Source organism: Robertmurraya sp. FSL R5-0851 (genome assembly GCF_038002965.1).
Lineage (GTDB): Bacteria > Bacillota > Bacilli > Bacillales > Cytobacillaceae > Robertmurraya_A > Robertmurraya_A beringensis.
In genome coordinates, this window is the sequence record NZ_JBBOOE010000002.1 from 343,389 (window position 1) to 359,600 (window position 16,212).

Sequence of the window (16,212 nt, forward strand, 5' to 3'; positions counted from 1 at the left end):
ATTTAGAATCTGAAAAATATAGGTATTCTTCAGTTATTTTGTCGTTTTAATTCCTCTTATCTAAATAATAACAACTGTTTTTGTCGAATACTAAAACAATTTTATTACAGTTTCTTTTCAAATAAAACTATCTATCCTGTTAGTAGGTTATTAAAGTTATCATTTCCCTATCGGAATGAACTAAAATTACTTCCATATAAAAAATAAAAAAATCATTCAAAGATATTTTGATATTTTCTACCTATTAAAAGAGTTAGACTAATCAACAAGATTTTTCGATTGCCTAAGGGCTTATCTTCTTTTTTAGTCCTACTGATTTTATGCAGAACAAGGCATTTTATTTGCACATTAGCGAAATAGAATATTTGAGGTATACCTATTGGACAGATTCAATCCGTATACTTGTTCTCTATTTATCAGAACCAAAGTCAATTAATTTATTCATCCAAGGCTTCGGTAAACTGTCTTCTTTTTTCCTCCGTTTGAATCGTTCGAATTATCTTAGCTTAATGAATCCGTATCTATATTTCTAAATTTTTGTAGATACTCTTCTTCCTTTCTATCAATCTCACTTTCTAAATCTAAGTTTCTTTGTTCTTTTGCCCATTTAAAAAATATGACAGCCAATACAGATCCATATATCGCCTCTTGAATAATTTTCATAAGTGCACCACCAGCCTGTTGATCATCCAGTGTACCAATCCCGAATAGTCTAGGCATATGCATGTAAGAAGAATATAAAATATCCTTTGAAAAAATAATCAGGGCACAAGCAGGAGTAAGAAGAATGCCCATACCACAAATATAAGCTATTTTATAAAGTGGTTTCATACCTTCTATACTATCAACGGGTGGAAGAATAGGCCACCACATAATGAAAGACAGAAAGAAAAGAAAAAGAATGGATAGATTAATATAAAGTTGATTTCCCATTATAAAATCAAAAATGAAAGGCACATGATAAAACGAAAAAACAACATTAAACAAAAGAATAGCTAGTACAGGTTTTGTAACGATATGTATTGTTTTCCTTACGATTTTATATTTGTTAATTAGTTTCCCCACTTCTTTTTTTGGCAATCCGAAAAGAATTAAAGGTGGGACCGCAAGGTAAATTATTGATTGGATGAACATATGAACAGAAAAAAGATAATGCCCAACACTATTTAGTGGTGAACCCAATGATACTGCTAAAAGCGATACTCCAAGATGAAAGCTGATTTTTTGATTTTTTGTTAGATGGAACTCCATAGTTTTTCGTTTATGTTCATATAAAAAAGCAATTGCCAAGCAAACAATAATTAACGGTATGTTCCATTCAAAATAAAGTTCACTAAGTGCTTTATGTTGCATATTCATATAATTTTATATTCTCCCTTTTTAATATTAATTACCTTCTTCTCCGCTTATAAACTTTGTATAAAAATAAACCATATACCAAACAAATTACTATTAACAAAAAGATTACGTAAAAGAATGATTCAAGCAAATAAAACCTCTCCTTATTTCGTGAGTATATGTTCATATAAATTATAATCAATTGTTTTTAAACATTTCCATAAATAATTGTTTACTAGGGGCTATCCCTTGAAACTTCATAGAATATGAATCTCAAAAACTCAGGAATATCAAGGGTTTTATATAATCTCGTCCGTTCTAAATCCATGAAAAGTAATGTGAAATGGTTTCTACTAATATATCTAATTTCTATTTTCTCTGTTTTTGTATTGATTAAATTTGTGATTACCCTTAAAATTACCCAACATCAAAATTTTATGGTAATTGTGTTATATCATTATAGCTGTTGTTGAAGACTCCCCAACCATATTAAAACAAATACACCCATTTAGATGGATAAGCAAAGCTAATGTATTTAAGGTGAATCCTGAAGAAATATTATAAATTAATGCCTTGAAAACTATAAGAACAGAAAAGAATTATAAGAGCGTATAAGCCCCTTTTCATTTTTCTTAATTTCTTTTTTATATTTTAAACATATGTTAATAATAAATTAAACACGTTTTTTTGATATAAAAGGGGATTTATTTAACATGGATCGAGTAATAAAAAATGAACAGAAACCTTATAAAGAAACAAATCTTATAAGAATCGAATCGAAAAGTAGGAAGGATATTTGTTCGGAATATCTTCACTACATTGAGAATGGATATCGTCTTACGATAGATGATGCTGCTACCTATCTAAATTGTACAGGTCCGTATGTTATTAATACGATTGTCCCTGAGGTGAAACATATTCGAATTACCCGTCTTAGTAAAATGATTTTAATGAAATACGCAAAAGACAATGGGATTGAAGAAAGAAGAGCTAGATTGTTCACTAAGAGAATACTTCTCTCTGAGGATAATTTTAAAGAACACATCCGCAATTCAATAGAGCTGGTTATCTCATACAAGAAATTCTCAGAAAATGATTTTGAACCTGGATTTATTGATGAAATTAAAAAGAGGATTGCTAGAGGTAACGAAAAAGGCAAAAAGCTAACTCTACAATCTCATATGACAAGAATTACGGATATTTTGAAGAAAAAATATTTCACCGACGAAAATGGAGTTGTTAGATTTGAAAATCAACAAGAGAATTTACATATAAATTCTTTTCCAGTTAAGTTATATACTCAAAAAGAAATAATGAAAGAGTATGGAATAAAATATAAGGTTGATTTTTACAAACAAGTCGAACTAAAACTTGGCTTTAGAAGACTCAAATATGGAAATCTCGTTCGGTTTGAGAAGGTAAAAGAAGATGAAAAATACATTTTCCAAATGTATTTGAGTATTTATAGAAGGCTTCAAGAATTGTATGGAGAAGATTTAATAAATATAATCCAAAATGAGGCCTTAATTAAGTTAGACAAATATAAATAGTAACCTTCAAAAAACACTGCAAAAGTGTTAAAAGAAAACGAAGTACCCCCAAAATAGTGAAGAGATGGATAAAAAACTAATATAAAAAAAGAATGATTGCCCAACGGGTAATCATTCTTTTATACTGTAAAAAAAATCCTTCTTAAATTAAATTTTATTGTGAACTGATCATTATTTAATTTTACTACAGGGATTGAAATTCTAAAAGAATTATTGTTGGGTGCTAGCAGTTTCAAGTAACCCTTTTAAATCTTCATCTTTTATTTTAACATTTGCGTCTTTCAGTTCTTTTTGTAAAACTTCTTGAATTTTACTGTCGTCGATTTTTGATACCTTAATATTGTATTCGAGTTCATTTTTCATTTTTTCAAACGATTCTTTTTCCTTTTTCTCTAAAACTTGAATAATATGAAATCCATTTTGAGTTTTTACTGGTTCGCTAATTTGATTGATTTCAAGTGAATAGGCAGCATTTTCGAACTCAGGAACCATTTTACCTGAACCAAACCACCCTAAATCTCCTCCTGCTTCAACAGAACCAGGATCCTTTGAATATTCCTTTGCTAGCTTTTCAAATTCGGCCCCTTCATCCAACTTTTTCTTTACTTCCTTAGCTGTTTCCTCATCCTCTAAGAGAATATGTCTTGCTTTTATTTCTGGTTTATAGTTTTCATAACTTTCTTTCAACTCTTTTTCAGTAACTTTTATGTCTTTTATTGCAGCTTTTTCTACTAGGAGTTGAAACTTAAGTATTTTTTTAAATTCACTTTCATCTTTTATATTATTTTGTGCAAGTATCATTTCAAAATTAGAACCATATTGTGCTTTAAATTCCTCAAATTTTTTATTTAATTCTTCACTTTCTACTTTGTATTTATTACCTAACACTTTTTCATAGAGAAGTTGCTGAAGTTCTTGTTCACCATATTTATCTTTCATGGCAGTATAAAGTTCTTCTTTTGAAATATTACCTACTTTTGTCTGGACTATTGCTTCTGAATTAGTAGTTTGAGAACTGCAAGCACTTAAAGCAATAAGACCACCAGTCATAGAAACTGCTAAAATCAATTTTTTCATACGAACACTCCTCTTGTTTTAGTATTAAATAATTCTCCAAATATCTATCTATGAATAGATGCTCATATATATTATGATATTTAACCAAAAAAAGTCAATCTATTCTTTTATCTAAAATAACACATATTTGCTTTTTTGAGATTACCTTTAACTTTTCACCAGTTTTTCTGAAAAATGCACAGTTTCTGCAAACTTTTGATATAGTATAGAGGCCTAGGACGTTTTACCCTTCTATTTAAAAAGAAGCACTCTATTTGAGTGCTTCTAAATTTATTTATACATTAAACGAATAGTCTTTCTAATTTTTATTAATAGAATTATATCAAGCACCTGATTTTTATGCTAACATGAAGTTGGAAGGTTCCTTTTATTTTAAAGGACTAAAAAGGTATTGAATATTTAAAAACAACTGTAACTAATTCCTTCGAAAAAAGGTATTAGTTACAACTACAAACAATTCGAATTTCCACCTTTTATTTTATTCAAAATGAGCAAAATCCTGGCTTATATGTTAATTGAATCTTTTATAGTACAAGGTATTTTTTCTATTCCCAAAATACTTTCCATTACTAACCAATCTATATATAAATAGGAAGTGATTCAAATGTTGTATACTGTTATATTTTATTTAGTTCTATCTCTTTTCTCTCTAGGAGTTATATATATTTTCAAGAAAAAATCTGACAAAGAGTTAAGGGAACTCGGTCAAGAAGAGAAACAAATTGATTAAAGGATCTACAAAAATTCAATATTAGGAAAAATCACCCTACATACAAAAAATTGAAATCCAATTATTAACAAATAATCCAACCGTTCGAATTCCGAACGGTTTTTAAATTACTTAATATCTTCTATAAAATTTCATTTAGTAATACTATTTATTGAACTCCCTCAGTTTATTACGATTATCTCACGAATACTCGCTTATTCGCAGGATTTCATCCGCCTAGAATCTATATTTCTTAAAAGAAAGGAGTTGTTTTAGGACAAGTGGCCACGCGATGGCATAGTTGAATAGAGGAGTAGCATTCCACTCCATATTATACCATATAATGTACTTCTCCACGCCGCCCCTGGAGGCTTTCCCTCCCATGTCTCAACGGGTCAATTGCCCTATCATTCCTTCGTCATGCCCGTCCAAGGGGTGGAGGCCAGTTATGCTAACCTGATGGGTCAGTGCCCTTTTGTTTAATAAATCTGGTACTCCGTACATATTTGAAATCCTGCGAATAAGCCAACACTCGATCCGCTGCCAACTCGGATAATGGTTGGACTTTCTTGGCGGAATACGATTCGTTTTTGCGTGCTATTCCTACAAAGATCCTGACCAACTTACCTACCAGTTTCATGATAGATTTCATCTTTTTCATTTTCTTGACTTTAACATTATTTGAGTGGATGGCCTTGAATTCCGGATTGTTCATCACTAGACTCATAGTGGCTAGATAAAGGAACCGTCTAAGCCTTGATCTTCCACGCTTTGAAATGACTATTTGCCCTTTCCACTTCCCTGAGCTTGCGGAGTCCTGCATGGCGGAGTAAAGAATTACCGTGTGAAAACCCACTTAAATCGCCTGCCTCACCTAAAATACCCGCTAAAGAAATATCACTAATTCCCTTAATCATAAGTAACTTATTTGCAAAAGGAATTTTAGGTAATTCATCCTTTATTGCACGCTCAACCCTTTCAAGTTGTTGAACCGCAAGATCATACTCTTCGAGTAATTGTTCTAAATGAAATTTGTAAGCCTCAATAGCTTGTCTTGTACCTACAGATTTCCTGGCTACATTGAGAAGTAAATAGGCTTTCTTTAATCCAGGCTGCCTTTTCATGAGTGACTTCCAACCGGTCACTATCTCTTCAGGCTTCATGGAACCCAGTTCCATTGGGGATGGGAAGAGCCTTAATGTGGCGATTGCCCCTTTAGCAGTGATATCTTTAAATACCTGTCTAAGTTCAGGAAAAACAATATCCACCCAGCGATTCAATTGATTAATAGAGATAACAAGTCTTTTAACAATCACATCCCGATTAGACATGAGGACCCTAAGTTTTTCAAACGACTCGGAAGTATTCCTCACAAAGGCATAGTAACCATTCTTCACCATGTCGGCTATTACCAGGGCATCTTTCTTATCGCTTTTTGATTGGCTATTATCGCGGTTCTCTTTATTTCTTTTTACTAAATGTGGATTGACTGTCACGACCTCAATATCTTGTTTCATTAGCCATTTAGAAAGGTTGATCCAGTAATGGCCAGTAGGTTCCATACCGACTATCACTACCTCAAGTTTATGTAATCTCTTAAGCTTATCAATCCAGTTTAAAAGGGTTGAAAATCCCTCTTCATTGTTTTGAAACGTAATTGGATCTCCTACTACAATCCCTCGGAAATTGACAGCTCTGGCTACGTGAAATTGTTGTGCAATATCCACACCAACAACGATATGTTTATCAGTAATTCTCTCTATTAGTTGATTTTGTTTGTCCTGCATTTTAAACTTCATAGTAAGGGTTCCTCCTAGGTTGAGTTAGAGTCGTGTCTTATTCATATCTTACTGAGGAGCCCTATTTTTATCAAAGCTCAAAAATAACAATCTACAGGAATGCTAACCTGTCAAGCAATAATTATCAAGTTGAAAGTTTGCAAATTTGTCACATTTTATTCAAATGGTTTTTTGAATTAGATATAACACTTTGCTAAAATTAAGTTCGTAAATAAGTTAATACTATTTGGAGGTTACTAATGTTAAAAAAATTATCTCTGTTAACAATTATTTTTTTCATCGGCTTTGTTAACAACACTTTTGCTCACACAGGATTAGAAAGTTCCATTCCTCAAAATGGACAAGTAATTAAAGAGGAATTAAAACAAATCACCCTAAATTTTGAAACAAAAGTCGAACAGAACAGTACATTTGAACTTAAATATTCTAATGGAGATACTATCCCCGTTGAAAATATAACATTATCCGAATTCCAGATGGTAGGAAGTTTAATAAACCCATTAGAAAATGGGACGTACCAAATAAATTGGAAGATTATCGGTGCAGATGGTCACCCAATAGAAGGCGAGTTGTCATTTTCGGTAGATGTACCTGTTTCTGAAACCGCTCCCGAAAATACTGAGGAACCACAATCTCAACCAGATGATGCGGCGAATACAGAGAATACAGAAACAAGAATAGAAACAGAACAAGAAGATGTTCAACAAAACAAATTACCATCGTATGTTATACCCTCTATTATTGGAATTCTGATAGTTATCGTTATTGGAAGTTTCTTATTAATTTTGAAAAGGAAGAAATAGAAAATGCTTACTATTGGAATTATTAGTCAGACATTGTTATACCTTTGCTTTTCATTAACGATAGGAAGTTTTGTACTTTATCTAATACCAAGTACACACCGTCCGGATATTATGGTACCAAAGGGAATTTTAATGATTGCAACAGGTGGAATCGCCATCTTTTCATTTTTTCCCGTTTTACAATTGATTTTATTCTTATCTCCTGATATTGGTTTTGCTCAAACTTTCCTGTCTGTACTTTTTACGTTTGAAGTGGGACAATCATGGGTATTCACTTTTATTGTGGCAAATTTATTATACATATTTGTCATATGGTTTGATTACCAAAATAAAGCTAAATATAGCTGGATCGGTCTTATCTTTACCTTTTTCTTAATTCTAGCTCTAGGCTGGTCCAGTCATGCTAGCTCATATGATCAAGTAAAAGGGTTTTTAACTCATACATCCCATTTTACTGCCGTAACTATTTGGGTTGGGATTTTAATTGTTGTTAGTTGGTTTTCCAAAAGTAATTCAAATTGGTTAAAGTTTTTAAAATGGTTTACTCCTATTGCTCTATTTTGTTTCATCATTACTATTTTAACAGGGCTTATTCTAATGACCTTTGTTGTAGAATTTAAGGATTATTCAAATTCGTGGATGATCCCTTATGGGCAATCCTTATTAATAAAGCATATCCTTATTATTCCATTAATGGTATACATAGTGATAAACAGTATACTTGTTAAAAAAAAAATAAAAAAAGATATTACCTTTAATCCTACACCCTGGGTACGAGTAGAAAGTATTGTGCTTTTACTTATTTTCTCTGCAACAGCAGCATTAGGACAACAATCTCCTCCTCATGAAACGACGATTGTAGAAGGTGTTCTTTCAAAATTATTTACAATATTATATCAGGGAGAGTTTCAACCTGATATGAATGTTCAGCTAGTACTAAACTTAACAAGTTTTTCGTTTTTCTTATTAGCAATCCTTTTCCTGGTTTTATCAATTTTCTCATTTATAAAAAGAGTTCCTACTATTTTATCGTTCCTAATGAATATGCTATCTGTTATTTGTTTTTACCTAGCATTAATACTAAGCATTAAATAGTCATTCGATAGGTTTATTACCTATCATTTTAATTAGTTACAAACTTAAAATAAAGGAGTTATCAAGATGACAAAAAGAAAGACTTCACCTTTTAAAGTTGCAGTAATTATCACCATATTATTATTTTCATATTAAGTGCCTTAATTGTAATAAATAAGAAAACTTCTGAGTCGAGCATAGGGACTAGTTATGAACACAGCCATCGATTGAAGGTCAACCAACATTAGGAGAATCGGAAGCACCTGTAACTGTAGTTGAATTCGGTGATTTTAAGTGTCCTGCATGTAAAACTTGGGGGGAAACCATCTTTCCACAGTTAGTAAAAGATTATGTTGATACTGGGAAAGTTAAAGTCTCATACATTAACGTCTTATTTCATGGAGACGAGTCGAAACTGGGTTCTGTAGCTTCTGAAGCTATCTATAAACAAAATCCCGAGCGATATTGGGATTTCCACAAAAAACTTTTTAGTGAACAACCAGATGAAGACCACGATTCATTATGGATCACAATGGAGAAAATTAAGGAAACTGCTAGCTTAATACCTGATATTGATGTGACACAGTTGGAGGAAGATATGAAGAGTCAGTCAGTAATAGACGAAGTAAACAAAGATTCAGTACTAGTAGAAGATTTCAAGGTCCAACAGACACCAAGCATCATGGTTAACGGCACAATGCTTGATGATCCTTTTGACTATGAAAAAATTAAAAGTCTTATAAATAAAGAATTAGAGGATAAATAAAAATGAAAGAAATTAATTCTAATCAAGTCTATTTGTATATGGCATGGATTGTTTCTATCACCGCGATGCTTGGAAGTCTTTATTTTAGTGAAATACGGGGTTTTATTCCATGTGAACTTTGTTGGTATCAACGTATTCTGATGTATCCTCTAACGTTAATACTAGGAATTGGAACTTTTCAAAATGATTTATCAGTTAAAAAAATCGCTTTACCTATGGCTATTATAGGATGGTGCATATCCTTTTATCATTATATGTTGCAAAAAGTACCAGGACTTGCAGAATTAAAACCTTGTGTTAATGGTGTTCCTTGTACTACTGAATATATAAATTGGTTTGGATTTGTTACAATACCATTTCTTGCACTAACTGCCTTTACTATAATCATATACTTGATGATTTATATAAAGCCTGTAAAACAAACACAAAATTAAACTATTGATAAGAGCAGAAGTAAAGTTGATAACATCTCCCATACTGCTCTTATTTTTACTTTTTACCCGAAGATTTTTGGAGTTAGTTAAACCAATCTTAACTTTTTGTCCTACATAAATAGACCTTCCGCTTGTTTATACACGCAAGACAAGATAATCTCCTGATTTCATTTGTACTACATCAGCTTTCATTGCCTTGGCAATATCTACCGTTAAAGCCTCAGCTTCATTTTCATCCTTTGCCCATAATGAAAGTTGCTTTCCACCTAATAACTTCTCCTTATCTGTAGTTATAAATGCTAAATCTCATAATTAGGTCTTGCTGTAACTTCACGTCCCAAACTACTCCCTCCCTAATAAATTTGTTTTCATAACCAAGTGACTTTTCTTTGAACTTTCCAATAATGGCGTATTCTTAATAGTTTCTATAAGTTTGTTTATGTCATTCACGATTGGTACTAGTACAATCACTACACGTCCATCTTCATAGTCTTTTCTTGTGAAATGATATCTTTTCACCCCTAATGATCTTGTAGCCTCAAACAAGATTGCCTGTCTTTGTCCATAGTTATCAAGGGTTATTCGGAAATGATTTTCACGAGGATACACTATAACAGCAAGTCCACCCTTCTCGACCAAATTTTGAGCATTTTTAGTTCCTAGTTGATTAGTTACATAAATTCATCCACAAAGAGCTCTGAACCCTTAACTTGTATCTTTCCTTCCTTCACATCTGCAATATCACCAACACTTTTTCCTTTTGAAAATCGTTTTACAATTAAAAACACAATCAAGCCGACTACCACGCCACAGACAATATTTATCCATGTTGATTTGCTATCGACTATTTGGATTGTAAGTCCCGTCGCGAAAGATACGATTAATGCAAAATAATTACGTGCTTCAAATGTTTTGGCAATGCCATCGATATAAGCATCTCCTCTATACGCATACTCCGTGGTTTCAAGATCTTTTAAACTATCCCTTTCTGTCTTTCGAACATCTCTAAACTGTTGTATTGCAAGGGTTAAAAAAGTTACTGCTACAAAGTTCTTAGTCGTCAGAGCAGGAATGGCAACAGCCCCTAATGCTGCTGCTACAAATCCCGTTATTAAATGAATGAGATAACCATTAGGAAAACTAGGATATTGAAAATAATCTTCTTTTATTGTTAAGATTCTTGCAAGAGTGCCGACTACAATCGCCGTAACGATTAATACAATTTGCTCTGTTGAAATCATTCCACCATTCATTTTCTCACTCCTCTAACACACATTCTCTCCTTTCTTTTTAAAAAATAACCTAATGACAAATACCCTTTTCATTTAAGTAAGAAAAAAATCCACTTTCCACTAAACAGACAATTATACTCCCTTGGAAATACCTAATTCCTGACTAATAATATAGCCTGAATAAGAATTTTAACCGTGAGATTCAATTCGTAAATATTCATTTTCTATTTTGACATTACGTGATACGATTAAATAAAAGGTTCGAAACGAGGAAGTTTATGCTGGGGATCTTATCTGCTGGGACTGCACCTGGATTAGCCTTATTATGTTATTTCTACCTAAAAGATAAATATGAGCCTGAGCCACTTTCATTAGTATTTAAAATGTTTATCCTAGGGGCCCTGCTTGTGTTTCCAATCATGTTTATTGAGTATGTTATAGATGTAGAAAACCTAATAAACTCTAATTTTATTAAGTCGTTTATTACTGTTGGTCTCCTTGAGGAGTTTTTCAAATGGTTTATTTTAATTTACACTGTTTATCACCATGTTGAATTTGATGAGCCTTATGATGGAATTGTATATGGGGTATCAGCTTCTGTAGGGTTTGCAACTGCCGAAAATATCATGTATTTAGTTACTAATGGTATAGAAGTTGCCATAGGGAGAGCACTTTTACCAGTATCAATTCACGCCTTACTTGGAGTTATCATGGGGTATTACTTAGGAAAAGGGAAATTTAGCGCATCTATAAGGAGAAGATGTTTAACATTCTCCATCCTAATTCCATTTATCCTACACGGAACATATGATTTTATAATAAATTCTTTTGTAAACTGGTTATTAATTATTGTACCATTTATGGCTTTTCTATGGTGGTTAGCTTTAATAAAGGTCAAATCTGCTAGTTCTATAGTTCCTAGAGAAGGGATTGATGACAAAACAATAAGGTATAAACATATAAATTAAATTAACTAATTACTCCATTAACAAAATATGTAACTCCTGTTATCCACTGCTTATAAAGTTCTAAGTAATAGACATAATAATGAATAATGGAATAAAACTTAAGCTATCGAGATAGTTCTCGATAGCTACAGATGAAGAAATATATATTTCACTTTGATGTTGAACTATAAAAAGAATATCAATGATGTCTCGCATGTTCTATTGTTTGTTGTAGTATATCCATAACATGTTTATCATCACAAGTGTAATAAATGGACGTACCTTCCCGTCTGTATTTCACCAACCTCAAGTTTTTTAAAAATCTTAATTGATGTGATACCGTAGATTGCAGCATTGTAAGTTTATCTGCCATCTCATTTACAGAATACTCCTTCTGTGATAGAAGATGTAGAATTCTTATCCTTGTAGGATCCGAAATAGCCTTAAAGGTCTGGGAAACGATAAATAAGGTTTCTTCATCAAGGTCATCATTTTCATTACTTTTTTCTATAAAATCATCATATTCAAATTTGGACATTTTGCTGTACACCTCTACCAAGTATTATAAGTTATTATAACATTTATTTTTTCTTTCCTAAAATACGAGATAGATTAACAAAAACCCCAATAATAATGTTATATACGATAAAATACTACTTCTTCCCTCTTTTATGTAAGGAATTATCATTTCTTTTAAAGCAACTGATAATAACATCCCAATACTTATTCCCAGGAAGACCACTTGTAAGACTGTTTCCACACCTATAATATCTTTCACACTTGAAAAAGCACCAATAGTTGTTGGAATTGTTAAACACACAATTAAAGCAATAACTTTTATGAGCGGCAAACCTGCTGTTAGTAATGGACTAACTAGTATAACTCCTTCTGGTATGTTATGAATCAAAACTGCAGCAAGGAATGTACTGTTCCCTTCTAATAATTGATTACTTGTAGTTACACCTAGAGGAAAGTTATGTATTAATAAAGATGCAACAATAATCAATCCAGCCTTTAAAGGTTTGCTCTTATTAGGATCTTTCTTAATAAATTTTGACCTATCTAGTAAATCATGTACTAAAATATAAAATGCAAAAGAAATAATTATCCCAATTAACAAAAGAATATGATTTTCTTCAAGGGCCTCTGGTATTATCTCTAATATAAGTATACCCAAAATCATTCCACCACTAAAAAGTATAACAGTACTTTGATTGTTCCTTAATCCAACTAACAATACTGCAAGAAATCCCCCTAATGATAAACCAATAAGGGATGCGGAAAAAATCCATATAGGTACCATGTACAATCCCTTTCAAAATTATTGAGAACACGTCCATAGTAAAATGTATGCTTATAATTAAGAATCATTCATCTACATACTTGATAATTAACGAATTTAATGATTTATTAAATACAGTGAGAGAATTGATCTGTCAACTTATTATTGAGGCTAAGACTCTTACATGATATTCTAATAAGAGTATATGCAAATATATTCATATATGTAGATAGGAATGATTTATTATGATAAATAGGATTACAAAACTTACTATTTTTATAACAATACTTGGACTTGTTATAGGAAATTTAGTCATAGCTACTGATTCAGGGGAAATTTGGATTGAATATTCCCATCGAACAATTAATATTGTATTAGGATTTTTTTTGCTTCTGATTTCTATTAACGCATTGAAAAATCAAAAAAGGAAGAATTCAAGGTTCTTTGCAATACTTTCTAGTCTTCTTTATCTACTTCAATTGGTAAACGAGAGGCTGGAATTTTCAACATTAGAAGTAACACTAAATCTTCTATTACTCACTTCCGTGATTTATTTGCATTACTCAACACAAGAACCAAAAGAAGTTGTCAATTTAAATATAATTAAGAAACCATCTAAAATTTTATTGATAGTTATCTTTGTCGAAACTCTTATTGGCGCATTTTTTAAACACTCTAATATTAGTGAGTTATTTTATTCAACTACAAACAATCTTGGCTTGGTCAGCAATACACTATTTTCAAGTACCGTAAACTCTTTACATGGGATACTAGCGATTACAATATTATTAATTGCTGCATATATCCTATCCTTATCCATCTCTTATAATGTATATAAAACAAGATCGATATATTTAATAGTAACATTACTATTAACTATCTTATTTGGGGTCTTACCAAGATTACACGAGCAAAATGTATTTACCTCTTTCATGCATTTGACTCTTACTACCTTTACAATTACCATATGTGCTACAATTACAGCAAAAAGAGAAGGGAGAGACTAAATTATTTAGTCTCTCCCTTCTCTTTTTATAATTAATTTACATAATCTAAGAAATTTTTCAACTGCCCATTTTTATACAACTCAATATGAAGATGAACACCTGTAGAATCACCTGTTGTCCCCATAATTCCGATTTTACTTCCCTCTTCCACGGTTTGACCAACATTTACACTAATTGAGCTTAAATGCGCATAGATAGTTTTATAGCCGTTGTTGTGGGATATTTCAATCTTATTCCCATAACCTCCGTCCCAACCCGCAAATGTCACCGTACCGTTATCAGCTGAGAGTATAGAAAGTTCACTTGGCCTAGCTATGTCAGTACCTTTATGAATAGTACCCCATCTTGCCCCTGTTTTACTAGATACATAGCCACCAACTGTTGGCCAAGTGAAAGTACCGGTTCCTCTTGATGGAATAACTTTGGTCCCTTTAACCACGATTTGTTTTACAGGTTGTTTAATAATATCCTCTTTTACAACTTCCTTATTTTCTAACTGACCATTTTTACTAATGTACTTGTATTGAATTACTTTTTCACCATTTGAACCTGTTTGTTTAACCTTTTGATCTCCCTTGTAAAGAGACTCGTCCTCTACAACTTCAGTTTCAAAAGGAATTGGCTCATTTTCAGTAACAAGTTTCTCTTCCATTACATCAGCGATAGGTTTGTAGGATTTCACCAATAGTTTTTGACCGATTTTTAATACGGAGTTTTCGCTGATAGAGTTTAGTTCAAAAAACTCCTCTTTAGATATGTCATAACTATTAATAATTTCCCCAAGAACTTCACCCTCTTCTACTATATGGTAAGCGTTTTCGCGAGTTCCTTTTAAGATTGAGTTAACAGCATCTGAAACACCTAATACATTTTGAGGAATTACCTTTACTTCTTCAACAAGTGGTTCTGGTGAAATGTATGTTGTAAGCGTACCATCGCTAGTAAACTTTGACTTTAGTGTTTTTATTACTTCATCCGCATCTGATTTACTTGCTACAAAAACCGCCCGATCACCGAATCTAATTTCTTGCCCAACAGCATTGATTTCAATATTATTATTAATCCATTCAATTGTTTGTTGATCATGCTCTTTAGGTTGAAAAGTATTTTCAGGGACAAATTCAACCTCTTTTGACGTGTCCATTTCTAAGTTAGGATAATTATTTTTTGATTCCTGTATCTTTTGCTTAATAGCTGATTGAGCTTCATCAATATCGTGGACAATGCCAATATATTGATTACCTACATAAACATGATAAATTTTTTGCAACTCAACTTTGGCTGAAGCTTCTCCTGAACTAATAGAGCTTGATACTATTAATAAAGTGGATGTTATGTATAATATTTTTTTTATAACATTATTTGAGGCCAAAAGTTACCACTTCCCTATAAACTTGATGTCCATTCTTTCAATCCCTTTCTATAATAACATACGAAATTATCAATCGACAAAATGTTACAAAATTGTAATCTACTTTTAAATGGATTTTATTGAAATTAAAACACATATTCCACTTACACCAAAATTTATTTTAAAGTCAAGCGTAATTTTGCGTATTTTTGTAAAAATGTTTGACAACTTTGTGAACTTAGTGAATAATTTATATATAAAGAAATGAAGGAGATGAATGTGATGAAATCTAAAGTTAAAATACTTAATGTAGTGAAGTACGTTAGTTTAACGAGTCTTACATTTGGAATCATTTCTTTCTTTATCGGACTGTTTGTAAACGGTTACAGCGTTTTGACACCAATTGGTGTTGGGATAGTAATCGGTTCTGTTTTTATCTTTCTTATGGGTGTATTTTTTGTAGTAACAGAAGAAATTCTTAATAAAATGCACCTTCCAAATAGAATCGTTTCTATAACAAAAAAGGAGCGCCCATAAAGACGCCCCTCGGTAAACATTTAATAATAACCCCATATAAGAGTTAGTAACGTACCAAATACGGTAACTAAAGCTATGAAGAAACCATAATAAACTGCCGTGTAAATCGACTTCTTATCCTTTGATTCACCAGCGTGCATAAACACAACTAACTGTAAGGCTGCCTGTATGAATGCTGTCACTAGAAGAATCGACGCACCTACAGTAAATGATAAATCAAAGAAGTAAACCGTTAGTGCAACAGCAGTTAAAATTAACGAAAATACAAAACCTAAAACTTGGTTTAGTGGGAACAATTCTTTCAAG

14 protein-coding genes and 3 pseudogenes are annotated in these 16,212 nt (G+C 32.0%); 8 read left to right on the top strand and 9 right to left on the bottom strand.

Annotated features, from left to right (window positions below):
* Window positions 1-501: 501 nt before the first annotated feature.
* On the bottom strand, window positions 502-1,359 hold the full coding sequence (locus MKX65_RS25930) for a cytochrome c oxidase assembly protein (protein WP_160547513.1): 858 nt from the start codon (window positions 1,357-1,359) through the stop codon (window positions 502-504).
* A gap of 692 nt (window positions 1,360-2,051) precedes the next feature.
* Between MKX65_RS25930 and MKX65_RS25935 the strand changes: the two genes are divergently transcribed.
* On the top strand, window positions 2,052-2,888 hold the full coding sequence (locus MKX65_RS25935) for a hypothetical protein (protein WP_160547512.1): 837 nt from the start codon (window positions 2,052-2,054) through the stop codon (window positions 2,886-2,888).
* A 210-nt stretch (window positions 2,889-3,098) separates the two neighbouring features.
* On the opposite strand, the gene MKX65_RS25940 is transcribed toward MKX65_RS25935, so the two are convergent.
* The gene (locus MKX65_RS25940) at window positions 3,099-3,965 is read right to left on the bottom strand and encodes a peptidylprolyl isomerase (protein WP_160547511.1); all 867 of its coding nucleotides are present in this window, start codon (window positions 3,963-3,965) and stop codon (window positions 3,099-3,101) included.
* 1,247 nt (window positions 3,966-5,212) lie between these two features.
* A pseudogene (locus MKX65_RS25945) lies at window positions 5,213-6,473 on the bottom strand (IS110 family transposase); the annotation flags it as partial.
* A 239-nt stretch (window positions 6,474-6,712) separates the two neighbouring features.
* Between MKX65_RS25945 and MKX65_RS25950 the strand changes: the two are divergent.
* The 4 genes and pseudogenes from MKX65_RS25950 to MKX65_RS25965 all read left to right on the top strand — a co-directional run bounded on the left by MKX65_RS25950 (window position 6,713) and on the right by MKX65_RS25965 (window position 9,550).
* Entirely contained in the window at window positions 6,713-7,276 is a 564-nt protein-coding gene (locus tag MKX65_RS25950; RefSeq protein WP_160547510.1) for a copper resistance protein CopC, read from the top strand.
* A gap of 3 nt (window positions 7,277-7,279) precedes the next feature.
* Window positions 7,280-8,371, top strand: a complete 1,092-nt coding sequence (locus MKX65_RS25955) for a CopD family protein (RefSeq protein WP_160547509.1) — start codon at window positions 7,280-7,282, stop codon at window positions 8,369-8,371.
* Between the two features lie 66 nt (window positions 8,372-8,437).
* Window positions 8,438-9,116, top strand: a pseudogene (locus MKX65_RS25960) (DsbA family protein).
* Window positions 9,117-9,127: 11 nt separating this feature from the next.
* Window positions 9,128-9,550 carry a disulfide oxidoreductase gene (locus MKX65_RS25965; protein WP_340906955.1) on the top strand — a complete coding sequence of 141 codons (423 nt, stop codon included), beginning with the start codon at window positions 9,128-9,130 and terminating at the stop codon, window positions 9,548-9,550.
* 135 nt (window positions 9,551-9,685) lie between these two features.
* Here the strand turns inward: MKX65_RS25965 and MKX65_RS27230 are convergent, their stop codons facing one another.
* Window positions 9,686-9,844 (bottom strand): capping complex subunit for YIEGIA, encoded by a 159-nt coding sequence (locus tag MKX65_RS27230; RefSeq protein WP_377058895.1) that lies wholly within the window; start codon window positions 9,842-9,844, stop codon window positions 9,686-9,688.
* A 48-nt stretch (window positions 9,845-9,892) separates the two neighbouring features.
* Window positions 9,893-10,803, bottom strand: a pseudogene (locus tag MKX65_RS27235) (YIEGIA family protein).
* Between the two features lie 257 nt (window positions 10,804-11,060).
* Between MKX65_RS27235 and prsW the strand changes: the two are divergent.
* Window positions 11,061-11,750, top strand: a complete 690-nt coding sequence (prsW, locus tag MKX65_RS25980) for a glutamic-type intramembrane protease PrsW (RefSeq protein WP_160547507.1) — start codon at window positions 11,061-11,063, stop codon at window positions 11,748-11,750.
* Between the two features lie 178 nt (window positions 11,751-11,928).
* Here prsW and MKX65_RS25985 read toward each other — a convergent pair whose 3' ends face one another.
* Both MKX65_RS25985 and MKX65_RS25990 read right to left on the bottom strand, forming a co-directional pair.
* Window positions 11,929-12,267 (bottom strand): metalloregulator ArsR/SmtB family transcription factor, encoded by a 339-nt coding sequence (locus MKX65_RS25985; protein ID WP_160547506.1) that lies wholly within the window; start codon window positions 12,265-12,267, stop codon window positions 11,929-11,931.
* A gap of 57 nt (window positions 12,268-12,324) precedes the next feature.
* A complete protein-coding gene (locus MKX65_RS25990) occupies window positions 12,325-13,032 on the bottom strand; it encodes a ZIP family metal transporter (protein ID WP_160547505.1) in 708 nt (235 codons plus the stop codon).
* Between the two features lie 224 nt (window positions 13,033-13,256).
* Between MKX65_RS25990 and MKX65_RS25995 the strand changes: the two genes are divergently transcribed.
* Window positions 13,257-14,018 carry a hypothetical protein gene (locus tag MKX65_RS25995; protein ID WP_160547504.1) on the top strand — a complete coding sequence of 254 codons (762 nt, stop codon included), beginning with the start codon at window positions 13,257-13,259 and terminating at the stop codon, window positions 14,016-14,018.
* A gap of 31 nt (window positions 14,019-14,049) precedes the next feature.
* On the opposite strand, the gene MKX65_RS26000 is transcribed toward MKX65_RS25995, so the two are convergent.
* The gene (locus tag MKX65_RS26000; protein WP_160547503.1) at window positions 14,050-15,390 is read right to left on the bottom strand and encodes a peptidoglycan DD-metalloendopeptidase family protein; all 1,341 of its coding nucleotides are present in this window, start codon (window positions 15,388-15,390) and stop codon (window positions 14,050-14,052) included.
* 261 nt (window positions 15,391-15,651) lie between these two features.
* Between MKX65_RS26000 and MKX65_RS26005 the strand changes: the two genes are divergently transcribed.
* On the top strand, window positions 15,652-15,906 hold the full coding sequence (locus tag MKX65_RS26005) for a hypothetical protein (protein ID WP_160547502.1): 255 nt from the start codon (window positions 15,652-15,654) through the stop codon (window positions 15,904-15,906).
* A gap of 20 nt (window positions 15,907-15,926) precedes the next feature.
* Here the strand turns inward: MKX65_RS26005 and qoxD are convergent, their stop codons facing one another.
* The gene (gene qoxD, locus MKX65_RS26010) at window positions 15,927-16,211 is read right to left on the bottom strand and encodes a cytochrome aa3 quinol oxidase subunit IV (RefSeq protein WP_160547501.1); all 285 of its coding nucleotides are present in this window, start codon (window positions 16,209-16,211) and stop codon (window positions 15,927-15,929) included.
* Window position 16,212 lies beyond the last annotated feature (1 nt).